Source organism: Sphingopyxis sp. 550A (assembly GCF_053569535.1).
Map to the genome: position 1 here is coordinate 2,848,443 of NZ_CM131615.1, position 21,520 is coordinate 2,869,962.

The following is a 21,520-nucleotide window of genomic DNA, read 5'->3' on the forward strand; positions in this document are numbered from 1 at the left end:
CGGAAGGCCCCCCGAGTCCCGCTCCCTATGTAACAAAAGCGAATAAATCCTCCAAACTGAATTGGATGGAGCGAGGAGTTGATGCGGTGAACATATTCCCTCCCACAAGCGGGGGAGAATCGCTGGAATCAGACGCGCAGGACCGCCGCGCCCCAGGTGAAGCCGCCGCCCATCGCCTCGAGCACGACGAGGTCGCCGCGCTTGATGCGGCCGTCGCGGACCGCGAGGTCGAGCGCGAGCGGCACCGATGCCGCCGACGTGTTCGCGTGCTGGTCGACGGTCAGCACGACGCGCTCGGCGGGCAGGCCCAGCTTTTTCGCGGTCGCGTCGATGATCCGCTTGTTCGCCTGATGCGGCACAACCCAGTCGATGTCGCTGGCGGCCAGCCCGACCTCTTCCATCACCTCGCCGAGCACCGACGCCAGATTGGTGACGGCATGGCGGAACACTTCGCGGCCCTGCATGCGGACGTGGCCGACGGTACCGGTCGTCGACGGGCCGCCGTCGACATAGAGCATGTCGCAATATTTGCCCTCGGCGTGGAGCCGGGTAGCGAGGATGCCGCGATCGTCGGCGACTTCCTCGGCCGACAGGACAACCGCGCCCGCGCCGTCGCCGAACAGGACGCAGGTCGTGCGATCCTCCCAGTCGAGGATGCGGCTGAACGTCTCGCTGCCGATCACCAGCGCGTGCCGCGCGGCGCCGGTGCGAAGCATCGAATCTGCGACCGACAGGGCATAGAGGAAGCCCGAACAGACGGCGGCGACGTCGAAGGCGATGCAATCGGGCGCGCCGAGCAGCGCCTGCACCTTGGTCGCGCTGGCGGGGAAGGTGTTGTCGGGGGTCGCGGTCGCGACGATGATCAGGCCGATGTCCGAGGCATCGAGTCCTGCCGCCGCCAGCGCCTGTCTCGCCGCCGCGGCGCCGAGCGTCGCGGTCGTCTCGTCGGGTTCGGCGATATGGCGAAAGCGGATGCCGGTGCGCTCGACGATCCACTCGTCGCTGGTATCGACGCGCGTCGCGAGTTCGGCGTTGGAGACGCGCGTGCGCGGCAAAGCCGAGCCGGTGCCGGACAAAATCGCGCGCAGAGTCATGCCGCGGCGCTCCCACGGAAATTGGCGAGATCCTCGGTCACCTGACGCGTGATATCCTTTTCGATGAGTTCGGCGCAGAGGTGGACGCAATTCGCGACCCCCTTCGCATCGGCGCTGCCGTGACTTTTCAGCACGACGCCGTTGAGCCCCAGGAACACCGCGCCATTATGGTTGTTGGGATCGAGATGGTGGCGCAGCAATTCGGTCGCGGGGCGCGAGATCAGGAAGCCGATCTTCGAACGCACCGACGAGGTGAAGGCGCGGCGCAAGAGGTCGGTAACGAAGCGCGCCGTTCCCTCGATCGTCTTGAGCGCGATATTGCCCGAGAAACCGTCGTGGACGACGACATCGACCTCGCCGCGCGACAATTTGTCGCCCTCGATGAAGCCGGCGAACTGCATCGGCAGCCCCTCGGCCTCGCGCAGCAGCGCGGCGGCGTCGCGGATTTCGTCGGTGCCCTTGAGTTCTTCGGTGCCGATGTTGAGCAGCGCGACGCGCGGCTTTTCCAGGCCCATGGCGGTGCGGGCATAGGCGGCGCCCATGACCGCGAACTGGACCAGATTGTTCGCGTCGCAATCGGTGTTGGCGCCGAGGTCGAGCATGACGACGTCATTGTCGCCGAGCGACGGCAGCAGCGCCGCGAGCGCCGGCCGGTCGATCCCCGGCATGGTGCGCAGCGCGACCTTCGCCATCGCCATCAGCGCGCCGGTGTTGCCCGCCGAGACGGCGCCGCCGGCGTCGCCGCGCTTCACCGCGTCGATCGCGAGCCCCATCGAGCTGCCGCGACCGCCGCGCAGAGCCTGGCTGGGCTTGTCCTCGCCGGAGACGACCTTGTCGGTGTGGATGATCTCCGACGCCGCGCGCAGGTTCGGGTGGTTTTCGAGCGCGGTCTTGATCCGCGTCTCGTCGCCCACGAGCAGGAAGCGCAGACCGTCGTGCTGGTGGCGCGCCATCGCCGCGCCCGCGCACATCACGCGAACGCCCACGTCACCGCCCATCGCATCGATCGCGATTCGCGGTGTCAGGCTCATTTTCTGGCGCTCTCCGGCTTGGCTTAGGCGCCAGCCACCACTTCGCGGCCGTTATAATGGCCGCAGGCGTTGCACAGGTTGTGCGGGCGCTTCAGCTCGCCGCAATTGGGGCATTCCTGAAAGGCTTCGACCTTCAGGCTGTCGTGGCTGCGACGCATGCCGCGCTTCGAGGGCGAGGTTTTTCGCTTGGGGACGGCCATGTTATTTCCTGCATTCCTATATGTTCAATCGAATCGGCGAACCCGAACATGTCACCTCCGTTGCCGGAAATGACTGGCCCGCCCACCGCGCCGAAGACCTGTTACCGCCTGAAAAGCGGCCGGAAATCTTCCGCCGGTGGGTGCCTCAACGCCTGTTGGTGTCGGGTGCCGGATCGGGCGCGGCTATAGCGTTTTTGCCCGCAAAGGCAACCCCCGAGGCAAAGGGGCGATCGACGCTCCCGCGAACAGGAAGCGGCCTTGCCCTGCCCCTCCGTCAATGCCACATCTCCGTCCTTGCCGGAATCCCGGCCAACAGGGGGGGACTATATGATCATCTTGCCGATCAGCCTGACCATTGCCGCGGCCGCGGCGCTGCTCAATCTCTGGCTCAGCGTGCGCGTCGGGCGGGTGCGGACGCGGGAGAAGGTCTTCGTCGGCGACGGCGGCAACGAGGCCGTCACGCGGCGGATGCGCGCCCACAGCAATTTCGTCGAGAATACCGCTTTCGTGCTGATCCTGCTCGCGCTCGTCGAGCTCGGCCTGGGGCCGTCGATGGCGCTTTGGGCGGCCGGCGCGCTCTATCTGGTCGGCCGCATCCTCCATGCGCTCGGCATGGACGGGATGCGCTGGGGCCGCATGATCGGCACCATCATCACCATGCTGACCCAGCTCGGCCTCGCGATCACCGCGCTGACCGTCGTCTATACGACCCCGGTGAGCTTCGGCGCGGCGAAGGCCGTGCATACGGAAGTGGTCGCACCGAATTGATGATCGCTCCTCCCGCTTGCGGGAGGGCTATCTTCAGGTCCCCACCACCCCATCGGCGACATAGGGGTTCGTCCTCCGCTCCTGCGCGAAGCTGCTGTGCGGACCGTGACCGGGCAGGAAGATGGTGTCACCGCCGAGCGGCCACAGCTTCTGCGTGATCGAATCGAGAAGCTGCTGGTGATTTCCGCGCGGAAAGTCGGTGCGGCCGATCGATCCCTGGAAAAGCACGTCGCCGACGATCGCGAGCTTCGAGGGCCCGTGATAAAAGACGACATGGCCGGGCGTGTGGCCGGGGCAGTGGATGACGTCGATCTGAAGATTGCCGACCGTCACCTTGTCGCCGTCGACGAGCCAGCGGTCGGGCTCGAACGGCTCGCCCTCCATGCCGAAACGCGCGCCGTCCTCGCTCAGCTTTTCGATCCAGAAGCGGTCGTCCTCGTGCGGCCCCTCGATCGGCACGCCGAGTTCCTTCGCGAGCACCCCGGCCTGACCGCAATGGTCCATATGACCGTGCGTGACCAGGATCTTCTCGACCTCCACCCCGGTCTGCCGGACCGCTTCCCGGAGCTTGTCAAGGTCGCCGCCGGGATCGACGAAGGCCGCCTTGTTGGTTTCAGTGCACCACAGCAAAGTGCAATTCTGCTGGAAAGCGGTGACCGGCACGATCGCGGCCTTCAGCGGGGGATTGGGAGCGTTCATGGCAGCCGATGTGGGGAAATCGCCGGGGTTTGGCAAGAGCAACGCCGCCGGCGGCTCGGGTGCCTAAAGACGGTTTGCGACCGATTGCGGACATCGACGAAGTGGTGCATGCTACTTGCTGACTGACAGGCGAGAAGCGCAATGGGTGGCTTAATTCGGAAGCTCGGCACCAGGCAGTTCTGGAGGCCCATCATCCAATGCCTCTTTTTGATGGCGACAGGCGCTTGGTTGCTCATTGCTTATATGACGACGCGTATGTCGGTTACAGATCAACTGAGAGACTTGAGCAACGACGTTCATCTTGGATGGTGCATTCTGTCTGTCGCATGGTGCATCTCAGCCCCTCGTAACAACGAGGCCGATCGCGACTTGAGCCCAGCGCGTAGCGGAACAACCGTAGTTGCAGTTTGCGGTATCGCTGCAGCGATATTTCTTTCGCGAGATGCGGATTGGCCTGAAGGTCTTGTTGTGCCGGGACTGATCCTGTTCGGCACCGCTGTGATCGCACTTTTCGTCTACCGCTTCGCATCACGCCATGCTTCGGAGATTGGCGAGGCGCGCTTTAATACCATGGCAAGTTCGCGGCATCGGGACAGCCGGTAGCGTCCGCTTCCTACCCCAAGCACACCCCGCCTCACCGCAGCGTCATCGTATCGCCTTCGACATTCACCGCGTCGAGCTTGGCGAGGAAACTCTGGCCGAGCAGCGAGACGCCCATGTCGGCGTCGATCACCGCGGCCTCGACGTTGCGGACCTCGATGCCGTCGACCTCGACGCGGTCGAGCATCGTGATGCGCATCGGTATCTGGCCGCCGGCCGTCTGCGCCATGCCCGCGACCGGCAGACGGTCGACGTCGATCCCGATCGCTTCCGCATCGCGGCGCGTCAACGCGACGAGCGAAGCGCCGCTGTCGACGAGCATGCGGATCTGCGTCCCCTGCACGTCGGTGTCGGCATAGAAATGCGAATCGGAGGCGCGCCGGATCCGCACTTCGCTCGGCCGCGACGCGGCGGCTTGAGCAGGCGCCGCGGCGGCATCCCGCCCGCGCGTCGTCCAGTTGCTTTCGCCGGCATAGGGATCCGGCGCGGATGCCGCGGGTGTTTCGGCCTTTTGACGGCCCGCGATGCTCGCCACACCGATCGAGCCCGCCGCGATCATCGCGGCCAAAGTGATGAAACGCCCCAACATGGCGCGCTTGTCGCAGATCATGATTGGGGAATGGTTAAATCAGCCCTCGACGAAGGCGCGCCAGCGCGGCGCGCCGTCCCGCACCGAATAGGCGATGCGCGCGCACGCATAGGGGCGCCCCGGCGCATTGTCCGCTTCGCGTGCGGTGCGCGGCCATGCGGTGTCGGCTTCGCCCTGCGCAGCCCAGCAGACGATCGCCTCGGCCTCGGGTCGCGCGGCGATCGCGGTGCGATCCGCGGCGTTCAACATCGCGGGCGGCTGCCACCCCAGGATGATGCGGCGAGTGCCAGCCTGCCCGGAAAGCGCATGACCGAACGGGCCGTCGCGGTCGCGCAGCAAGGCGGCAACGCGCGCGCGGTCGGGCGCGCCCAACCACGGCCCGCCGAGCAGCGGGGCCCAGCGGCTTTCCTCGCCCGATCGCAGCGCGGGCAGCAATTCGTCGGCCGCCGCTGCGAATCGCGCGGTCCATGGCGAATCCGGGGCGAGCGGCGCCAATAGCGAGGGGGCGGCCGCTTCCTCGGGCGCGATCGGCACGAGCGGCGGATCGGCGGCGAGGACCGGAGCAACCGGGAGAGCGGCGGCGAGCGCCGAAGCGATCAGAAGGGCGCGCATGGCGGTAAATCTACCATGCCCGCCTGCACTTGTCATGAACCGCGTCGGGTGGACGGCGATGCCGCTCGAAGAAAGAGCCGCGCCACACTTTCGTCACCCGGACGCGATCCGGGATCCCGCTTTTCACCTTCGCTGAGCGGGACCCCGGATCAAGTCCGGGGTGACGAGGGAGGGGGTCGTCAGGAACCGCGGTCGGCGGTGAGCGCTTCGCGCATCCAGCCGGGCGCCCCGGCGGGGTCGATATTCTCGACTCGGCGATGCTCGACCGACCAGCCGAGTTCGGGCCAGGCGACGACCTGCCGCTTGTCGTCGGCCTCGCCGATCGGCACGACCACCAGCCGCCGATTGACCTTCTGCCGCCAGTTCATTCGCGCCGTATTCTCCTGCCCGACATAGCAGCCCTTGGTGAAGCTGACACCGTTCAGTTCGGCGGCGTTGCATTCGAGCCAAAGCGTCGTGCCGTCGCCGAGCTCGGCGCGCGCCTCGGTGACGCCGAGCGACAGGCGGTGCGCCTGCCAGGCGGCATCGCCCCCCTCCCCTTCATCCGCGGGCGCAAGCCAGCGCTGGCCGAGGTCGGACAGACGCGGATCGACGACGCCGAGGTCGCCCTCCTTCGCCCAGTGGACACCGAGTCCCTCCTCGCGCGCGATTGTGATCGCGCGGCGGAGGCGATAGAGCGTCAGGCGCCTGGTTAGGTCGTCGGCGGCGGCGCGCTCGCAATCGATCAGCACATCGTCCTCGTCGCCCCAGATCAGGAAATCGAACAGCACCTTGCCCTGCGGGGTCAGCAGCGCCGCCCAAACCGGCAGATTGCCCGAAACGTCATTGGTGACGAGGCCTTGCAGAAAGCCGCGCACATCCTCACCCGAAAGTCGAAGGAGCGCGCGGTCGTTGAGGGTGGTATTGGGCATAAACGGAAAATAGGGCGGCGTGCCGACAACTTAAAGCCCCTCCCGCAGGCGGGAGGGGTTTGGGGTGGGCCTGGACGTCAACTTCAGCTAAGCGCCGCCACGGACTCGCCCACCCCCGGCCCCTCCCACCTGCGGGAGGGGGGAGAAGATCATGACCGACCGCCTGACGATCCGCCGCCCCGACGACTGGCACGTCCATCTGCGCGACGGAGCGATGCTGGAACAGGTCGCGCACCATACCGCGCGCCAGTTCGCGCGCGCGATCGTCATGCCGAACCTGTCGCCGCCGGTGACGACCGCGAAGGAAGGCGCGGCCTATCGCGACCGCATTCGCGCCGCGGTGCCACGGGACCTCGACTTCACGCCGTTGATCGTCGCTTATCTGACCGACCACAGCGACGCCGACGAGCTGGCGCGCGGCCATGCCGAGGGCGTGTTCACCGCGGCAAAGCTCTATCCGGCGCACGCGACGACGGGCAGCGCGCATGGCGTCACCGACATCGCGAACATCATGACTGTGCTCGAACGCATGGCCGAGATAGGCATGCCGCTGCTGATCCACGGCGAGGTCACCGATCCTGACGTCGATATCTTCGACCGCGAGGCGGTGTTCATCGAGCGCACGCTGGCGCCGCTGGTCAAGACGTTGCCGACCCTCAAGATCGTTTTCGAGCATATCACGACGACCGAAGCGGTCGATTTCGTGAAGGACGCGCCCGCCAATATCGGCGCGACGATCACGCCGCAGCATCTCCATATCAACCGCAACGCGATGCTCGTCGGCGGCATCCGCCCGCATGCCTATTGCCTGCCCGTCGCCAAGCGCGAGCAGCATCGGCTCGCGGTGCGCGCAGCAGCGGTGTCGGGATCGCCCAAATTCTTCCTAGGCACCGACAGCGCCCCGCACGCGGTGCATACGAAGGAGGCCGCCTGCGGCTGCGCGGGCATCTTCAACGCACCCTACGCGCTCGAATCCTATGTGACGGTGTTCGACGAGGAAGGCGCGCTCGACAGGTTCGAAGGGTTCGCCAGCGAGCATGGGCCGAATTTCTATGGCCTGCCGCTCAATGGCGGGACGATCACGCTGGAGCGCGGGGAAACGGTCGTGCCGGAGCGGATCGGCGAGGTCGTTCCTTTCCATGCGAGCGAAACGCTGGGCTGGCGGCTGGTTTAGAAAAATCTCACGCAAAGGCGCGAAGATTCCATCCCCGTTCGTGCTGAGCTTGTCGAAGCACCGTCCTTCTTCATCTCTGAAAGAAAGAACGGCCCCCTTCGACTGACTTGTCAGTCGCTCAGGACAGGCTTCGACAAGCTCAGGGCGAACGGATACAAACTTTTTCTTCGCCCCTTCGCGCCTTTGCGCGAGACCATATGATCAAGCTGTCCCCATGGCCCGCTCGGCGCGCACCTTCCTCCACATGTCGAAACTGAACACCGCGATGCTGATCCAGATCAGCACGAAGCAAGCGAGTTGCACGGGTTTCAGCGGCTCGTGGAACGCGAACAGGCCGAGCAGAAATTGCAGCGTCGGCGCCAGATATTGCGCGAAGCCGAGCGCGGCATAGCTCATCCGCCGCGCCGCGGTCGCGAACAGCAGCAGCGGCACCGCGGTCACGATCCCGCCCGCCATCAGCAGCAGACTGATCGAACTGTCCGCCCCGAAACCGCGCGCGTCGCCGACCCACAGATACCAGCCGGCGGCCGCGAGCGCCAAGGGCATCAGCAGCGTCGTCTCGATCGCGAGGCCGGGCAGCGAGCCCACCGGCACGATCTTGCGGATCAGGCCATAGAAACCGAAGGTCAGCGCCAGCGTCAGGCTGATCCACAGCGTGTCGAGCGCGCCCGCGAGCAGAATCGCGACCCCTATCCCTGCGATGACGACCGCGACGAGTTGCAGCCGGCCGAGCCGTTCGCCGAGAAAGAGCATCCCCAGCATCACATTGATCAGCGGATTGAGATAATAGCCGAGGCTTGCTGCAAGGACGTGGCCGGTGAAGATCGCGAAGATATAGACGAGCCAGTTGACCGCGATCAGCAGCGCGCTGGCAAGCAGCATCCGCAGCACGCGCGGGTCACGGAGCGCCGCGAGATAGTCGGTGATCTGGCGGCGAAAGACCATGATGAGAAAGCAGAGCGGCAGCGACCAGATGATGCGCTGCGCCAGCACCTCGACCGCCGGGACGCTTTCGAGCAGTTTGAAGAACAGCGGAACGAAGCCCCAGATCGTATAGGCGGCGAGCGCATAGGGCAGGCCGCCCCGATCGCTCCCCGCGGGGGCGGAGGAAAGTGCCATGATCCTTCGATCAGATGATGCCGCCGCCGAGCATCAGGCGAACGACGCCGATGACGATGACGACGATGTTGAGATTGCGCCCGCTGGTCCGGTTCGACATCGCGCCGAGCGCCAGCCCGACGACCGCGATCGGCACGACCACCCAATTCGCCCAGCCGAGCAGCGGAATGAAGGCGGGAATGGCGAGAATCAGCGCGATGACGCCGATGACGATCGAGGCGATGTTCAGCATGTTTCTACATGTCGCATGGCCGCGCGCCACCTTCAAGGCCCTTTCGGTTCGTCGATGGATTCCCTCGCTTCGTCTCGTTGCCTCAGGTTCATGCAACGGCTTTCGGACCCGGCTCGTTCTCTCCTCGAAGCGCCCGGTTCCGTTCGGAACGGAGGCGCCGAGACCAGGAAAGGATTTGAATAATGCGTATCTTGACCAAAGGCATGATGGGCCTGTTCGTCGCGGCCAGCGTCGTCGGCACCGCGCCCGCCTATGCCGGCGTGTCGACGGCCGTCCCCGGCTATCATCAGGCCGAGGCGTCGGCGGATTATTACAAGAAGCGCAAGCATAACCGCAATTATTACGCCTCGCGCGACCAGCGCGTGAACAGCAACACGCGCATCTGGCGCGGCAGCGACGGCCGTTACCGCTGCAAGAAGGACAATGGCACGACCGGCCTCCTGATCGGCGGCGCGGTCGGCGGCCTCGCCGGCCACGAGATCGCGGGCAATGGCGACAAGCTGCTCGGCACCGTGCTCGGCGCCGCGGGCGGCGCGCTGCTCGGCCGTGAGATCGACAAGGACAAATATCGCTGCCGCTAAGCGACAGGAACCCGTCGCGGGTGTGGGTCCGAGACCCCTCCGCCCGCACCACGTGATGGAGAGGGCGCCGGTCTAACCACCGGCGCCCTCAAATTTTTCGTGGGCCTTGCCCCGCGATCCCGCTTGCCGCACAAACAGCGGTCCATCGCTGCGGGAGAAGAGACATGTTGAACGGCCCCCTGCTCGTGACCGAGCGGCTGATCCTGCGCCCGCCCGCAACCGAGGATTTCGACGCCTTTGCCGGCATGTGCGCCGAAGAAGAGACGATGCGCTTCATCGGCGGCACCTGCCCGCGCTCGGCGGCATGGCGCCAATGGTGCACGCTGGCCGGCGCATGGCACATTCGCGGCTTTTCGATGTTCTCAGTGATCGAGCGCGACAGCGGCGAATGGGTCGGCCGCCTCGGCCCGTGGGAGCCCGACGGCTGGCCCGCGCCCGAAATCGGCTATGGCGTGCGGGCGAAATTCGCCGGCAAGGGCTATGCCTTCGAGGGCGCAGTCGCGGCGTGCGACTTCGCGGTCGAATTTCTGAAATGGCCCGAACTGATGCATAGCATCGATCCCGCCAACACGCGCTCGCAGGCGCTGGCGAAGCGGCTCGGCGCGACGAACAGCGGCCCGACCCGCCTCCCCGCCCCCTTCGAAAACGCCCCGGTCGACGCCTGGACGCAGAGCGCCGACGCCTGGCGCGTGAAACGCAAGGAGTTCCAGCCATGACCGACCGCCACGTCGACCCCGAACGCGCGCAGTTCGACGCCTTCAAGGCGCTGCCGCGCGACACGGTGATTCACATGCTCAACCTCGTCCGCTTCAAGGACAAGGCGACCTATCCCACCGATCACGCGCTCGCGGGCGCGAACCTCAGCGGCGCCGAAGCCTACGCACATTACGGGCGCGACAGCGGTCCGGTGTTCGAGCGGCTCGGCGGCCGCATCGTCTGGCGCGGCGCGATGGAGGCGATGGTGATCGGCCCCGACGGCGAACATTGGGACGCGATGTTCGTCGCCGAATATCCGAACAGCGGCGCCTTCATGGCGATGGTGACCGATCCGGTCTATCGCGAGGCGGTCGTTCACCGCCAGGCCGCGGTCGAGACTTCGCGGCTGATCCGCACGGCGCCGCGCGAGACGGGTTCGGGGCGATTTGCCGATTGATCCAGCACGTCATTGCGAGGAGCCGAAGGCGACGCGGCAATCTCCAGCCATTGGCCTTGCGCAAGCTCGATGGCTGGAGATTGCTTCGTCGCTGCGCTCCTCGCAATGACGAGGAAGACTTGCGGAGGATGTCGATTCCGTCTCGCTCCGGCACAGTTTTGGGCTAACAAAGTCTTACCCGTTAACGCATTTTATTTGGGCCTTTTTAACCAGGATCGGGCATTCCGGGCGAGATATTAAGGGAGTGTTAGCTATGATCGTGCGGGGCAAATGGCTGATCGCGGGCCTGATGGCGGCGGCGACGGTGCCGCTGGCGGGCTGCCGCGACAATCCGGCCGCCAAGGCCGACCTCCAGCCGCTCGACGACGGCCTGACCGACAGCGACCCGGCGGTCAAAGGCGCGCTCGAAGACAAGATCATGGTCGATCCCAAGCTGACCGGCCAGGCGAACCGCAACGCCGCGGCGCCGGGCAACCGGCCCGTCGACGGCGGCGTCCCCGGCATCGCGGCCGGCAAGGCGGCGGCCGCCGCCGAAGCCGCGGCGGCGCAGGCCGCAGGCAAATTGCTCGCCGCGCCGAAAGCTCTGCCGTTCGAGGAAGGCTGCAATGGCGATTGCGCCGCGAAGCGCCCAGTGACGATCGGCGCGCTAGCGCGCGAGCAGCAGAAGGGAAGCTGCGACGCCAAGCTGACCTATGGCAATGCGTGGGCCGACCGCCTGCCCGCCGCGTTCAAAGTGTATCCGCTCGCGACGCTGCGCGAGGCCGCAGGGGTCGCCGGCGGCAAGTGCAACATCCGCGTCGTCAATTTCCAGACCGCCGCCTCGATCCAGGGCGTGCTCGATTATTATCACACGATGGCGGTGCGCGCCGGCTACACCAGCGACCACCGCGTGCGCGGCAACGAGCATATGCTCGGCGGCACCAAGGGCGACCTCGCCTATGTCGTTTTCGCACGCCGCGACGGCGGCATGACCGACGTCGATCTGGTCGCGTCAGGCGGGAAATAAGACGCGGGCACATCGAGCGTTAAATCTGTGTCCTGAGACATCTTCGTCACCCCGGACTTGATCCGGGGTTCCGCTTGTCGCCGTCGCTGAGCGGGACCCCGGATCAAGTCCGGGGTGACGAAGAAAATGCTACTCTGCCCTAGAATAAAAGGCCCCGGAACTCCGGGGCCTTTCGCTGCGTGACGATACGCGATCGTCAGATTTTGTCGCCGAGCGCGCCCTTGACCTTGCCCTTCAGATTCTGGGCTTCGCCCTTGCGCTCCTGCGCCACGCCTTCGGCGCGCAGCCGTTCGTTGTCGGTCGCCTTGCCGACCGCCTGCTTCACATTGCCGGCAGCTTCGTTGGCGAGGCCCTTGGCCTTGTCCGTCAGTTCACCCACGGGGTTTCTCCTTGGTTTTTCAGAGGCGAAAGGGGTGCGCCTCTTGCCGGATCAACGAGGCAGCGCCCCGCTTGTTCCCCCTTGCGGGACCAACGGCCCCGAAGCAGGGATCATCCGCTCGCGGCGATGTCGTCGAGCGCCGCCGGGCTCAGGATCGTGACGCGATTATAGTCGACCGCGATCAGCCCCGCCGCCTCGAACCCGCGCAGCAGTTTGTTGATGCTCTGTCGCGTCACGCCGAGCATCGCGCCGAGCTGTTCCTGCGGTAGGCGCAGCGCCAGTTCGATCCCGGCCGCGCCCGCAACGCCGTGAATCCGGGCAAGATCGGCGAGAGTCGCCGCCATCCGCTGTTCAAGCGAGCCGAGCTTCTGATTGTTGAGCTGACGCAGGCTGTCGCCGTGCCGCGCGCACATCAACAACGCGATGTCGCGCCAGAGAATGGGATCGGCATCGAGGATCGCCGCCAGCCCGTCGCACGGCAGGTGCAGCAGCACGCTGTCCTCATAAGCGGTATAGACATAATGGATCGGCGGCTCGGCAAGCAGGCGGACGATTGCGAGGATTTCGTGGGGTCCCTGCAGGCTCAGCACGAATTTCTTGCCCGCCGCCGACGCGCGGCTGACCTCGACCTCGCCCGCGGCGATGACGAACGCCTCGCGCCGTTCGGGATCGCGCGCGAAGATTTCGGCACCGCGCGGGTATGACTCCGCCCGCGCGATCACCGCGACCTCGGCAAGCCGCGCCTCGGGCCAGCCGGCGAACAGCGGGCAGAGACGGAGCGCGGCGAGGCGGCCCCCATGCGACCATGCTCCCTGGCTCACTATCATTCGCGCCTTCCCCCATTTCGTCGTTGCCATCCCGGTCTAAACGCGAACCGCAAGTTCCCAAAGAGATTGTCGGCGCGATGACAGACTGACGAACCACCCGCCCCTATGGCCCGCTCATCAACATTCCACAGGAGCGTGATTCGATGAAAAGCCTGCTTGCCCTTCTGGCGATGGCGGTCGCCTTCGCGACCGGCGCGGCGCACGCCGCTCCGGTCAGCGAGGACGACGCCTATGCCATCGGCCTTGAGGCCTATACCTACGCCTATCCGATGGTGCTGATGGAAACCACGCGCCGCGTCTCGACCAACGCGAGCGAAGGCCGGATGCGCGCGCCGATGAACCGGTTCGGGCATATGCGGACCTATCCCGACGCGACCTTCAAGGACGTCGTGCGCCCCAATGCCGACACGCTCTATTCGCCGCTGTGGTTCGATGTCGGCAAGGAGCCGCTGATCATCACCCTGCCGAAAACGGCGGGCCGCTATCACGTCGTGCCGATCATGGACATGTGGACCGACGTCTTCGCCGCGCTCGGCACGCGCACCACCGGCAATGACGGCGGCATCGTCGCGCTCGTCGGGCCGCACTGGCAGGGAGTGTTGCCAAAGGGAATGCGGATGGTCCGCAGCCCGACCGAGATGGGCTGGATCATCGGCCGCATCCAGACCAACGGCGCCGCCGATTACGACCATGTTCACGCCCTCCAGGCGAGCTATGCCGCGACGCCGCTGTCGGGCTGGGGCAAGCCGCAGGCGCCCGCGGCGCTGAAGTCTGATCCGACAATCGACATGAAGACGCCGCCGGTCGAGCAGGTCGCGAACATGACCCCCGCCGCCTTCTTCGCGCTGTTCGCCGAAACGCTGAAGCACAATCCGCCGCACGCCAGCGACTATGCGGTACTGGCGCGGATCGAGCGCGTCGGGCTGGTTCCGGGGCAGAGCTTCGACCTCGCCGCCGCCGATCCGGCGGTGCAGCGCGGGCTGACGCGCGCCGCCGCCGATGCGTGGCAGCGGATCGTGAACCGGCGAAAGGGCGTCGCGCTCACCCGCAACAATTGGGTCGCGATGGGCAATGCGCTCGGCGTCTATGGCAATGATTATCTCCAGCGCGCCTTCGTCGCCTTTGCCGGCCTCGGCGCGCTGCCGCCCGAGGAAGCCATCTATCCGATGGCGCCGCTCGACGGCGACGGCAAGCCGCTGACCGGCGCGTCGCGCTATGTCCTCCATTTCGACAAGGACCAGATTCCGCCCGCCGACGCCTTCTGGTCGCTGACCATGTACGGCGCCGACCAGTTCTTCGTCGCCAACCCCATCGATCGCTTCGCGATCGGCGACCGCGACAAGCTGACCTTCAACGCCGACGGCTCGCTCGACCTCTATATCCAGAAGGAGAATCCGGGCGCCGACAAGGAAGCCAACTGGCTGCCCGCCCCCGACGGGCCGTTCAGCATGAACCTGCGCCTCTACCTTCCGCGCCGCCCGGCGCTCGAAGGAAGCTGGATCGCGCCGCCGGTCAAGCGGGTGCCCTAGAGTGTTTTCAAGTCAGGTGGAACCACCTGACGACTCGGAAAACACGGTAAGACAAGAATCTAGAGTGCCGGTTTTGATTCCATCAAAACCGGCACTCTAGCTTCGCTCCAGGGCAGGATTTCGAGGTCGGGCCAGAAGCGGCGCCACCGCGCCGCCTTCTTCCCGAAATAGGCTTCGGTGATCTGCGCGGCATTGGCGCGAACGCGCGGATGCATCAGGTCGGCAAGCCCGAAGGGCGCGAGGATGTCGCGGCCGTCGCCGCCGCGCAGCCCGACCGCCGAAGAGGTGGTCGGAAAGGTGGCGATGGCCCCCGCGATCGAACGATAGGGTTCGATCGCATAGCCGAACCTGGCGCGATACCAGAGGTGGACCCGCGCCTGATTCTTCACGTCGACGCGAACCGGCAGGTCGGCGAACAGCGCGGCGATCCGGCGCTCGGCGGCAAGCTCGGTCTCCTGCGACAGGTCGCAGCCATCGAAATAGACGATGTCGACATCGTCGATTCCATGATGCGCGTCGAACCCGAACACCTCGTTCCAGCGCGCCTGCGCGACAAGGCTTCCCGACAATCGGGCATCGGGCAGGTCGATCGCGTGCCAGCGGTCGAGCAGGCAGCGGATCGCCGGATGCCGTTCGGCAAGATCCCACAAATGCCGGGTCAGCTCGTCGGAGTCGGCCATGCCGACACCTTAGCAGCGCGCCCGGCGGATGATATGGGCGTCAGATCAATCCCGCGAGCGGGCTCGACGGATCGGCATAGCGCCGCTGTCCCATGCGGCCCGACAGATAGGCGTCGCGCCCCGCCTCGACCGCGAGTTTCATCGCGCGCGCCATGCGAATGGGGTCCTTCGCCTCGGCGATCGCGGTGTTCATCAGCACCCCGTCGCAGCCGAGTTCCATCGCGACCGCCGCATCGCTCGCGGTGCCGACGCCGGCATCGACGAGAACCGGCACCGACGCGCCCTCGACGATCAGGCGGATCGTCACGCGGTTCTGGATGCCGAGGCCGGACCCGATCGGCGCGCCGAGCGGCATGACCGCGACCGCGCCCGCATCCTCGAGCTGCTTCGCGGCGATCGGGTCGTCGACGCAATAGACCATCGGCAGGAAGCCTTCCTTGGCGAGCACCTCGGTCGCCTCGAGCGACTCGCGCATGTTCGGATAAAGCGTCTTCGCCTCGCCCAGCACTTCCAGCTTCACTAGATCCCAGCCCCCGGCCTCGCGCGCCAGCCGCAGCGTGCGGATCGCATCGTCGGCGTTGAAGCAGCCCGCGGTATTGGGCAGGTAGGTGATTTTCTTCGGATCGATATAGTCGGTGAGCATCGGCGCATTCGGGTCCGATACATTGACCCGGCGCACCGCGACGGTGACGATTTCGGCCCCCGAGGCTTCGACCGCGGCGGCGTTCTGCTCGAAATCCTTATATTTGCCGGTGCCGACGATCAGCCGCGACGTGAAGGTCCGTCCGGCAACGCTCCAACTGTCGATCTTGTCCACATTCAATCCTTGTTCTGAACGATATTCGCGATGTCGCCGAGCGGGTCGCGAACGAAGAAGCGGCGGACGCCCCATGGTTCGTCGCGCAGGGCATAGACGATCTCGTGCCCCGCTTCGACGGCGCGCGCATGGACCGCGTCGACATCGTCGACGCCGACCGAATAGGCGGGACGCAGCCCCGACGGGTCTTCGCTGAGAATGCTGATCTGCACCATCGGCTGCTCGGCCGAGCGATAGATGGTGATGAAATCCATCGCCATCGCGGTCTCCAGCCCCAGCACCTCGTTGAAGAAGCCTGCCCCCGCCTTCGGATCATCCGTGTAGCGATTGGGTATGATGCGCGCGACGGCCATCAACCGCCGCCCACGAAATGGACGATCTCCAGTGCGTCGCCCTCGGCGAGCGCGACATCGGCCAGCGTCGAGCGCGGCACGATTTCGCGATTGCGCTCGACCGCGACCTTCTTCACGTCGAGCCCCAGCGACGCGACGAGGTCGGCGATGCTGCCTGCGCGCACCTGCCGCTGCTCCCCGTTGAGGACGATCGAAATCAACGCCGCACCCTTGCTTTGCCTTTTGCCGAGCAGCCCATATAGGGGGAGCGTCCGTTGCCGCAACCGAAAGCCCGCCTTTTGCCCGACAAACCCCTCATCTATGTCTTGAGCGGCCCCAATCTCAACCTGCTCGGCACGCGCGAGCCCGAGATTTACGGCCACGATACGCTGAACGACATTCACGCGCGGCTGGAGGCGCAGGCCACCGAACTGGGCCTCCGCGTCGAGTGCCGGCAGACGAACCATGAAGGCGTGCTGATCGACTGGCTGCACGAGGCCTATGTCGAGGGTGCCAAGGCGGTGCTGCTCAACGCGGGCGGCTATACCCACACCTCGATCGCGATCCACGACGCGATCAAGTCGATCAAGGTGCCGGTGATCGAGGTCCATCTGTCGGACCCGCTGAGCCGCGAGCCGTTTCGCCATGTGAGCTATGTCGGCATGGCCGCCGCCGCGCATTTTGCAGGCCATGGCGCGCAAAGCTATACGCTGGCGCTGGACGCCGCCGCCCGTCTCTGACAAGAGGGCGCCATCAGAACAGGGGTCAGGCACCGCCAGACCGGGGCCGCAACAACAGGAAAATTCTCATGGGTGACCATAAAGACAATGGCATCAACATCGATCCGGCGTTCGTGCGCGCGCTCGCCGAACTGCTCGACGACACGCAGCTTTCGGAAATCGAGGTCGAGGACGGCGACCGCAAGGTGCGCGTCGCGCGCACGCTGACCGCCGCCGCAGCGCCCCTCGCTTTCGCGCCGGCTCCCGTTGCCGCACCCGCCGCTGCCCCGGCTGCATCGGTCGCCGCTCCCGCTGCTGCGGCACCCGCCGCCGACGCTTTCGCCGACGCGGTGAAGTCGCCGATGGTCGGCACCGTCTATCTCGCGCCCGAACCCGGCGCCCCCAATTTCGCCGCGCCCGGATCGGCGGTGAAGGCCGGCGACACCATCCTGATCATCGAGGCGATGAAGGTGATGAACCCGATCGTCGCTCCCGCCGCGGGCACGCTGAAGGCCGTGCATGTCGAGAACAGCCAGCCGGTCGAGTTCGACCAGCCGCTGTTCACCATCGGCTGATCCACCCGATGGCTATCGAAAAGCTCCTGATCGCCAACCGCGGCGAGATCGCGCTGCGTATCCACCGTGCGTGCCATGAAATGGGCATCAAGACGGTCGCGGTCCATTCGACCGCCGACACCGACGCGATGCACGTCCGCCTGGCCGACGAAGCCGTCTGCATCGGCCCGCCGGCGGCAAAGGACAGCTATCTCAATATTCCGGCGATCATCTCGGCGGCCGAGATCACCGGCGCCGACGCGATCCACCCCGGTTACGGCTTCCTGTCGGAGAATGAGCGCTTCGCCGAGATCATCGAAGCGCATAACATGATCTTCGTCGGGCCGAAGCCCGAACATATCCGCACCATGGGCGACAAGGTCGAGGCGAAGCGCACCGCGGTCAAGCTCGGCCTGCCGGTGGTTCCGGGCTCGCCCGGCGCGGTGACGTTCAGCGAGGAGACCAAGAAGCTCGCGCAGGAAATCGGCTATCCGGTGCTGATCAAGGCCGCATCGGGCGGCGGCGGGCGCGGCATGAAGGTCGTTCCTGACGAGGACAGCCTCGAAAGCCTGATGGGTCAGGCCTCCAGCGAAGCGGCAGCCGCGTTCGGCGACCCGACCGTTTACATGGAAAAATATCTCGGCAACCCGCGCCACATCGAATTTCAGGTCTTCGGCGACGGCAACGGCAATGCGATCCATCTCGGCGAGCGCGACTGCTCGCTCCAGCGCCGCCATCAGAAGGTGCTCGAGGAAGCCCCCTCGCCGATCATCTCGGCCGAGGAGCGCGCGCGCATGGGCGGCATCTGCGCCGACGCGATGGCGAAGATGGGCTATCGCGGCGCCGGGACGATCGAGTTCCTGTGGGAAAACGGCGAATTCTTCTTCATCGAGATGAACACGCGCATCCAGGTCGAGCATCCGGTGACCGAGATGATCACCGGCTTCGACCTCGTCCGCGAGCAGATCCGCATCGCGGGCGGCGCGGGACTGTCGGTCCGGCAGGAAGACCTCGAATTTCGCGGCCATGCGATGGAATGCCGCATCAATGCCGAGGACCCGCGCAGCTTCCTGCCCTCGCCGGGCAAGGTGACGAGCTATCACGCCGCGGGCGGAATGCATGTGCGCGTCGATAGCGGACTCTACGCCGGCTATTCGATCCCGCCCTATTACGACAGCATGATCGGCAAGCTGATCGTTTACGGCCGCAGCCGCGAAAGCTGCATGATGCGGATGCGCCGCGCGCTCGGGGAAATGGTGATCGGCGGCGTCAAGACGAACATCCCGCTGCATCAGGCTTTGCTCGCCGACCCCGACGTGATCCATGGCGATTACACGATCAAATGGCTGGAGGAATGGCTCGCGCGGCAGGATGAAGAGGGTGCGGGCTGACACCCACCGTCACCCCGGCGAAGGTCGGGGTCTCGTCGCCCGGTCATGACGCACCGTCGAGATCCCGGCCTCCGCCGGGATGACGATTTACCTGCGCCGAGCTGTGCCCCAGCTCACTTTAACTACGTGATCTTTTTGGCTATGGCCTTCGCCATGGTCAAAAACTCCCCCCTCGCCCTGCGCCACCCCGCGGCGCTGCTCCTCTCCCTGACGCTGCTCGCCGCCCCCGCGATCGCGCAGACCAACGTCAAGGAGGATTCGGTCGTCCTGCAGCCCGACAAGGTCAAGGACGACGCCCCCGTGGTCGAAACGATGACACAGGCCAATCTGCCCGACTGGTCGAAGGCAAACGCCAAGGCGCTCCTCGGTTTCATCCAGAGCGTCGGCGACGAAGGACTCTTCGCCAAGGATTACAATCCCGACGCGCTGCAGGCCGCGATCGACGGCGGCGATCAGGACAAGCTCGATCAGGTCGCGACCGACAGCTTTCTGCTGCTCGCGACCCATCTGCGCGACGGCCGCACGCCCAATGTGGCACGCAAGCAGTGGTTCATGACCGACAGCGATGTGCAGACCGAGCCGCTGGTCGCGCTGCTGACCTCGGCGCTGACGTCCAATTCGGTCCCCACGGCGCTCGCCGGGCTCGACCCGGTGCATCCCAATTTCGCGGTGCTGAAGACCGCGCTCAAGAGCGCGAAAACCCCCGCCGACGCCAATGCGATCCGCGTCAACATGGAACGCTGGCGCTGGATGCCGCGCGATCTCGGCGAGCGCTATGTCGTCAGCAACGTCCCCGAATATCTGACCCGTGTCATCCATGGCGGCACGGTGATCGCGACGCACAAGGCGGTCGTCGGCAAGCCGTCGACCCCGACGCCGCAGCTCAACCCGATGGCGACCGGCATCATCGTCAACCCGACCTGGACGCTGCCGCGCAGCATCATCGCCGAAGGCATCGGCGCGACGATCGCGAACAATCCGGCGCGCGCCCGCGCGCAGGGCTATACCTGGACGGGCAGCGGCAAGACGCTGTCGGTGGTGCAGCAGCCGGGCGCGAACAATGCGCTGGGCGTGATGAAGATGGAGATGCTCAACCCGCACGCCATCTACCTTCACGACACGCCGTCGAAGGGCGCCTTCGCCGCGGCGGCGCGCGCCTTCAGCCACGGCTGCATCCGCACCGAGCGCGCGCTGCATTTCTCGGGCCTGATGGCGGTCTATTTCGCCGGCAAGAGCCCCGAGGAATTCGGCGAGGCGATCGCTAGCGGCAAGACGACGAAGTTCAGCTTCGACGACCCCTTCCCCGTCTATGTCGCCTATTGGACGGTCGTTCCGGGCGCCAAGGGCGGCATCACCAAGCTCGCCGACATCTATGGCCGCGACGCCCCCGTCGTCGCGAGCTTCGCCAAACCCGGCCGCGCCGCGGCGGTGGTGATCTCGCCCAATCCGCCGGTCGTGGTGCCGACGGCGCCGGTGACGCCGGCGGCGACACAGGCCGGCAAGCTGGGCGATAGCGGGATTTATTGATTAGCCTTGTCATTGCGAGCCCTTCGACTGCCTTGCAGGCGCTCAGGATAAACTACGCGAAGCAATCCAGAGCGGTTTACGCTACTCTGGATTGCTTCGCTGCGCTCGCAATGACGATCCTGTGATTTAATCCGCCGTCTTCGGCAGCGTCCCGCTGCTCGCGCTGGTGCGGATGATATTCTCGGTCCCCGGCAGCGGCTCCGTCGGCATCGGAAAGCTCGGCATCGGCGGCGGCGCGCTCAGCTTGTCGGCGAAAAGCAGCCGCCCCGGCCCCAGCTTGTAAAGGACCATCGGCAGCAATTCCTCGCCGAAGACGAAGCAGCCCTCGCTGCGCCCCAGCTTGCCCTGCGTCGCGATCAGCGACGGTTCGGCATACCAGGCGCCGTGGATGACGATCGCGCGCATGTCGGCGTTGCTGTTGTCGGCCTCCAGCCCCGCGAGCCGCATCGAGGATCCGTTCGCGCCCCAATAATAATCGCTGGTGCGATAGGCACCGCGCGACGAGGCCAGGCTGCCTGGCGCGTTCGAGAAGCGCTTGAGCCAGCCGTCGTGCTGCGGGTCCGACCCACGCCCGTGGGTCACCGGGAACATCTCGATCTTGCCGGCCACCATATCGATCAGCGCAAAGCGCGGGCGCGACGAGGGCAGGCCGAAATCGACGATACCGACGCGGTCGGTCTGGTGGATGGCGCGCGATTGCAGCGCCAACTGCTTGCGCGCGACGGCGAGATAGTCGACCGGCGCCTGCACGGGTGCCGGAGGCGGCATGGTTCCCGGCGTCGACGGCTGCGCCATCCAGTCGGGCAATTGGGCGGCCCGCGCCGACGTCGCGGCGAGCGCCCCCGCGCCCGCCAGTCCCGCCAGCAATGTCCGCCGATCGATCAGTTCATTCACTTGAGTAGCAACCCCGCATTGGCCGCCTCTGGCGGTCCCTCGATCCTCGCATAGATCGTATCCGGGCCGGAAAAGGCAAGCTGGTGGTTCCCCTTCATGCGG

At 66.0% G+C, this 21,520-nt stretch carries 28 protein-coding genes; 12 read left to right on the forward strand and 16 right to left on the reverse strand.

Annotation, left to right across the window (positions count from 1 at the left end; genetic code table 11):
* Positions 1-128 precede the first annotated feature (128 nt).
* The 3 genes from ACVENA_RS13725 to rpmF are packed head-to-tail and all read right to left on the reverse strand — an operon-like array spanning position 129 to position 2,325.
* Complete coding sequence (locus tag ACVENA_RS13725; protein ID WP_449325812.1) at positions 129-1,094, reverse strand: beta-ketoacyl-ACP synthase III; 966 nt, start codon at positions 1,092-1,094, stop codon at positions 129-131.
* A complete protein-coding gene (gene plsX / locus ACVENA_RS13730; protein WP_449325813.1) occupies positions 1,091-2,125 on the reverse strand; it encodes a phosphate acyltransferase PlsX in 1,035 nt (344 codons plus the stop codon). The genes ACVENA_RS13725 and plsX overlap by 4 nt, the downstream gene beginning before the upstream one ends.
* 23 nt (positions 2,126-2,148) lie before the next feature.
* A complete protein-coding gene (gene rpmF, locus ACVENA_RS13735) occupies positions 2,149-2,325 on the reverse strand; it encodes a 50S ribosomal protein L32 (protein WP_053553947.1) in 177 nt (58 codons plus the stop codon).
* A gap of 327 nt (positions 2,326-2,652) precedes the next feature.
* On the opposite strand from rpmF, the gene ACVENA_RS13740 reads away from it, so the two are divergent.
* A complete protein-coding gene (locus ACVENA_RS13740; protein WP_257543820.1) occupies positions 2,653-3,093 on the forward strand; it encodes an MAPEG family protein in 441 nt (146 codons plus the stop codon).
* A 33-nt stretch (positions 3,094-3,126) separates the two neighbouring features.
* Here the strand turns inward: ACVENA_RS13740 and ACVENA_RS13745 are convergent, their stop codons facing one another.
* Entirely contained in the window at positions 3,127-3,792 is a 666-nt protein-coding gene (locus ACVENA_RS13745) for an MBL fold metallo-hydrolase (RefSeq protein WP_449325814.1), read from the reverse strand.
* A gap of 243 nt (positions 3,793-4,035) precedes the next feature.
* Between ACVENA_RS13745 and ACVENA_RS13750 the strand changes: the two genes are divergently transcribed.
* On the forward strand, positions 4,036-4,395 hold the full coding sequence (locus ACVENA_RS13750; protein ID WP_449325815.1) for a hypothetical protein: 360 nt from the start codon (positions 4,036-4,038) through the stop codon (positions 4,393-4,395).
* A 31-nt stretch (positions 4,396-4,426) separates the two neighbouring features.
* On the opposite strand, the gene ACVENA_RS13755 is transcribed toward ACVENA_RS13750, so the two are convergent.
* From ACVENA_RS13755 to ygfZ, 3 genes are all read right to left on the reverse strand, one after another.
* Positions 4,427-5,002, reverse strand: a complete 576-nt coding sequence (locus ACVENA_RS13755) for a retropepsin-like aspartic protease family protein (RefSeq protein WP_449325816.1) — start codon at positions 5,000-5,002, stop codon at positions 4,427-4,429.
* Between the two features lie 18 nt (positions 5,003-5,020).
* Positions 5,021-5,593: a hypothetical protein gene (locus ACVENA_RS13760; RefSeq protein WP_449325817.1), complete on the reverse strand. Its 573-nt coding sequence runs from the start codon at positions 5,591-5,593 to the stop codon at positions 5,021-5,023.
* 179 nt (positions 5,594-5,772) lie between these two features.
* Positions 5,773-6,504 carry a CAF17-like 4Fe-4S cluster assembly/insertion protein YgfZ gene (gene ygfZ / locus ACVENA_RS13765; protein WP_449325818.1) on the reverse strand — a complete coding sequence of 244 codons (732 nt, stop codon included), beginning with the start codon at positions 6,502-6,504 and terminating at the stop codon, positions 5,773-5,775.
* 151 nt (positions 6,505-6,655) lie between these two features.
* Here ygfZ and pyrC point away from each other — a divergent pair, with 151 nt between their 5' ends.
* A complete protein-coding gene (pyrC, locus tag ACVENA_RS13770; RefSeq protein WP_449325819.1) occupies positions 6,656-7,678 on the forward strand; it encodes a dihydroorotase in 1,023 nt (340 codons plus the stop codon).
* Positions 7,679-7,879: 201 nt separating this feature from the next.
* Here pyrC and rarD read toward each other — a convergent pair whose 3' ends face one another.
* Positions 7,880-8,797 carry an EamA family transporter RarD gene (rarD, locus tag ACVENA_RS13775; RefSeq protein ID WP_449325820.1) on the reverse strand — a complete coding sequence of 306 codons (918 nt, stop codon included), beginning with the start codon at positions 8,795-8,797 and terminating at the stop codon, positions 7,880-7,882.
* Positions 8,798-8,807: 10 nt separating this feature from the next.
* Positions 8,808-9,029, reverse strand: coding sequence for a hypothetical protein (locus tag ACVENA_RS13780; protein WP_257543835.1), 222 nt, complete (start codon positions 9,027-9,029; stop codon positions 8,808-8,810).
* Positions 9,030-9,211: 182 nt separating this feature from the next.
* On the opposite strand from ACVENA_RS13780, the gene ACVENA_RS13785 reads away from it, so the two are divergent.
* From ACVENA_RS13785 to ACVENA_RS13800, 4 genes are all read left to right on the forward strand, one after another.
* On the forward strand, positions 9,212-9,610 hold the full coding sequence (locus tag ACVENA_RS13785; RefSeq protein WP_257543837.1) for a glycine zipper 2TM domain-containing protein: 399 nt from the start codon (positions 9,212-9,214) through the stop codon (positions 9,608-9,610).
* Positions 9,611-9,774: 164 nt separating this feature from the next.
* Positions 9,775-10,326 carry a GNAT family N-acetyltransferase gene (locus tag ACVENA_RS13790; protein WP_449325821.1) on the forward strand — a complete coding sequence of 184 codons (552 nt, stop codon included), beginning with the start codon at positions 9,775-9,777 and terminating at the stop codon, positions 10,324-10,326.
* Positions 10,323-10,763, forward strand: coding sequence for a DUF1330 domain-containing protein (locus ACVENA_RS13795; RefSeq protein ID WP_449325822.1), 441 nt, complete (start codon positions 10,323-10,325; stop codon positions 10,761-10,763). Before ACVENA_RS13790 ends, ACVENA_RS13795 begins: the two co-directional genes overlap by 4 nt.
* 253 nt (positions 10,764-11,016) lie before the next feature.
* The gene (locus ACVENA_RS13800) at positions 11,017-11,769 is read left to right on the forward strand and encodes a hypothetical protein (RefSeq protein WP_449325823.1); all 753 of its coding nucleotides are present in this window, start codon (positions 11,017-11,019) and stop codon (positions 11,767-11,769) included.
* A 196-nt stretch (positions 11,770-11,965) separates the two neighbouring features.
* Here the strand turns inward: ACVENA_RS13800 and ACVENA_RS13805 are convergent, their stop codons facing one another.
* Both ACVENA_RS13805 and ACVENA_RS13810 read right to left on the reverse strand, forming a co-directional pair.
* Entirely contained in the window at positions 11,966-12,148 is a 183-nt protein-coding gene (locus ACVENA_RS13805) for a CsbD family protein (RefSeq protein WP_257543845.1), read from the reverse strand.
* Between the two features lie 110 nt (positions 12,149-12,258).
* Positions 12,259-12,969 (reverse strand): Crp/Fnr family transcriptional regulator, encoded by a 711-nt coding sequence (locus ACVENA_RS13810; protein ID WP_449325824.1) that lies wholly within the window; start codon positions 12,967-12,969, stop codon positions 12,259-12,261.
* Positions 12,970-13,118: 149 nt separating this feature from the next.
* Between ACVENA_RS13810 and ACVENA_RS13815 the strand changes: the two genes are divergently transcribed.
* Positions 13,119-14,504 carry a DUF1254 domain-containing protein gene (locus tag ACVENA_RS13815; protein ID WP_449325825.1) on the forward strand — a complete coding sequence of 462 codons (1,386 nt, stop codon included), beginning with the start codon at positions 13,119-13,121 and terminating at the stop codon, positions 14,502-14,504.
* A 59-nt stretch (positions 14,505-14,563) separates the two neighbouring features.
* On the opposite strand, the gene ACVENA_RS13820 is transcribed toward ACVENA_RS13815, so the two are convergent.
* The 4 genes from ACVENA_RS13820 to thiS are packed head-to-tail and all read right to left on the reverse strand — an operon-like array spanning position 14,564 to position 16,554.
* A complete protein-coding gene (locus tag ACVENA_RS13820; RefSeq protein ID WP_449325826.1) occupies positions 14,564-15,184 on the reverse strand; it encodes a nucleotidyltransferase family protein in 621 nt (206 codons plus the stop codon).
* Positions 15,185-15,224: 40 nt separating this feature from the next.
* Complete coding sequence (locus ACVENA_RS13825) at positions 15,225-16,001, reverse strand: bifunctional sulfur carrier protein/thiazole synthase protein (protein WP_449325827.1); 777 nt, start codon at positions 15,999-16,001, stop codon at positions 15,225-15,227.
* Between the two features lie 2 nt (positions 16,002-16,003).
* Positions 16,004-16,354 carry a VOC family protein gene (locus tag ACVENA_RS13830; RefSeq protein ID WP_449325828.1) on the reverse strand — a complete coding sequence of 117 codons (351 nt, stop codon included), beginning with the start codon at positions 16,352-16,354 and terminating at the stop codon, positions 16,004-16,006.
* Entirely contained in the window at positions 16,354-16,554 is a 201-nt protein-coding gene (gene thiS / locus ACVENA_RS13835) for a sulfur carrier protein ThiS (RefSeq protein WP_449325829.1), read from the reverse strand. The genes ACVENA_RS13830 and thiS overlap by 1 nt, the downstream gene beginning before the upstream one ends.
* 78 nt (positions 16,555-16,632) lie before the next feature.
* Here thiS and ACVENA_RS13840 point away from each other — a divergent pair, with 78 nt between their 5' ends.
* The 4 genes from ACVENA_RS13840 (at position 16,633) to ACVENA_RS13855 (ending at position 20,524) form a co-directional block, all read left to right on the forward strand.
* Positions 16,633-17,073: a type II 3-dehydroquinate dehydratase gene (locus tag ACVENA_RS13840; RefSeq protein ID WP_449325830.1), complete on the forward strand. Its 441-nt coding sequence runs from the start codon at positions 16,633-16,635 to the stop codon at positions 17,071-17,073.
* Between the two features lie 68 nt (positions 17,074-17,141).
* Positions 17,142-17,627 carry an acetyl-CoA carboxylase biotin carboxyl carrier protein gene (gene accB, locus ACVENA_RS13845; RefSeq protein ID WP_449325831.1) on the forward strand — a complete coding sequence of 162 codons (486 nt, stop codon included), beginning with the start codon at positions 17,142-17,144 and terminating at the stop codon, positions 17,625-17,627.
* 8 nt (positions 17,628-17,635) lie between these two features.
* Complete coding sequence (gene accC, locus ACVENA_RS13850) at positions 17,636-18,997, forward strand: acetyl-CoA carboxylase biotin carboxylase subunit (protein WP_449325832.1); 1,362 nt, start codon at positions 17,636-17,638, stop codon at positions 18,995-18,997.
* Between the two features lie 153 nt (positions 18,998-19,150).
* Positions 19,151-20,524, forward strand: coding sequence for a L,D-transpeptidase family protein (locus ACVENA_RS13855; RefSeq protein ID WP_449325833.1), 1,374 nt, complete (start codon positions 19,151-19,153; stop codon positions 20,522-20,524).
* Between the two features lie 126 nt (positions 20,525-20,650).
* Here ACVENA_RS13855 and ACVENA_RS13860 read toward each other — a convergent pair whose 3' ends face one another.
* Positions 20,651-21,418, reverse strand: coding sequence for a murein L,D-transpeptidase catalytic domain family protein (locus ACVENA_RS13860; protein ID WP_449325834.1), 768 nt, complete (start codon positions 21,416-21,418; stop codon positions 20,651-20,653).
* Between the last annotated feature and the right edge of the window lie 102 nt (positions 21,419-21,520).

Excerpts from the sequence above, each read along its gene's own strand:
- accC (WP_449325832.1), top strand. The coding sequence starts at position 17,636 with ATGGCTATCGAAAAGCTCCTGATCGCCAACCGCGGCGAGATCGCGCTG.
- ACVENA_RS13755 (WP_449325816.1), bottom strand. The coding sequence starts at position 5,002 with ATGATCTGCGACAAGCGCGCCATGTTGGGGCGTTTCATCACTTTGGCC.
- ACVENA_RS13745 (WP_449325814.1), bottom strand. The coding sequence starts at position 3,792 with ATGAACGCTCCCAATCCCCCGCTGAAGGCCGCGATCGTGCCGGTCACC.
- ACVENA_RS13795 (WP_449325822.1), top strand. The coding sequence starts at position 10,323 with ATGACCGACCGCCACGTCGACCCCGAACGCGCGCAGTTCGACGCCTTC.
- ACVENA_RS13855 (WP_449325833.1), top strand. The coding sequence starts at position 19,151 with ATGGTCAAAAACTCCCCCCTCGCCCTGCGCCACCCCGCGGCGCTGCTC.
- ygfZ (WP_449325818.1), bottom strand. The coding sequence starts at position 6,504 with ATGCCCAATACCACCCTCAACGACCGCGCGCTCCTTCGACTTTCGGGT.
- ACVENA_RS13815 (WP_449325825.1), top strand. The coding sequence starts at position 13,119 with ATGAAAAGCCTGCTTGCCCTTCTGGCGATGGCGGTCGCCTTCGCGACC.
- rpmF (WP_053553947.1), bottom strand. The coding sequence starts at position 2,325 with ATGGCCGTCCCCAAGCGAAAAACCTCGCCCTCGAAGCGCGGCATGCGT.
- ACVENA_RS13820 (WP_449325826.1), bottom strand. The coding sequence starts at position 15,184 with ATGGCCGACTCCGACGAGCTGACCCGGCATTTGTGGGATCTTGCCGAA.
- ACVENA_RS13750 (WP_449325815.1), top strand. The coding sequence starts at position 4,036 with ATGACGACGCGTATGTCGGTTACAGATCAACTGAGAGACTTGAGCAAC.
- accB (WP_449325831.1), top strand. The coding sequence starts at position 17,142 with ATGGGTGACCATAAAGACAATGGCATCAACATCGATCCGGCGTTCGTG.
- pyrC (WP_449325819.1), top strand. The coding sequence starts at position 6,656 with ATGACCGACCGCCTGACGATCCGCCGCCCCGACGACTGGCACGTCCAT.
- plsX (WP_449325813.1), bottom strand. The coding sequence starts at position 2,125 with ATGAGCCTGACACCGCGAATCGCGATCGATGCGATGGGCGGTGACGTG.
- ACVENA_RS13780 (WP_257543835.1), bottom strand. The coding sequence starts at position 9,029 with ATGCTGAACATCGCCTCGATCGTCATCGGCGTCATCGCGCTGATTCTC.
- ACVENA_RS13830 (WP_449325828.1), bottom strand. The coding sequence starts at position 16,354 with ATGGCCGTCGCGCGCATCATACCCAATCGCTACACGGATGATCCGAAG.
- ACVENA_RS13760 (WP_449325817.1), bottom strand. The coding sequence starts at position 5,593 with ATGCGCGCCCTTCTGATCGCTTCGGCGCTCGCCGCCGCTCTCCCGGTT.
- ACVENA_RS13740 (WP_257543820.1), top strand. The coding sequence starts at position 2,653 with ATGATCATCTTGCCGATCAGCCTGACCATTGCCGCGGCCGCGGCGCTG.
- ACVENA_RS13785 (WP_257543837.1), top strand. The coding sequence starts at position 9,212 with ATGCGTATCTTGACCAAAGGCATGATGGGCCTGTTCGTCGCGGCCAGC.
- ACVENA_RS13800 (WP_449325823.1), top strand. The coding sequence starts at position 11,017 with ATGATCGTGCGGGGCAAATGGCTGATCGCGGGCCTGATGGCGGCGGCG.
- rarD (WP_449325820.1), bottom strand. The coding sequence starts at position 8,797 with ATGGCACTTTCCTCCGCCCCCGCGGGGAGCGATCGGGGCGGCCTGCCC.
- ACVENA_RS13725 (WP_449325812.1), bottom strand. The coding sequence starts at position 1,094 with ATGACTCTGCGCGCGATTTTGTCCGGCACCGGCTCGGCTTTGCCGCGC.
- ACVENA_RS13790 (WP_449325821.1), top strand. The coding sequence starts at position 9,775 with ATGTTGAACGGCCCCCTGCTCGTGACCGAGCGGCTGATCCTGCGCCCG.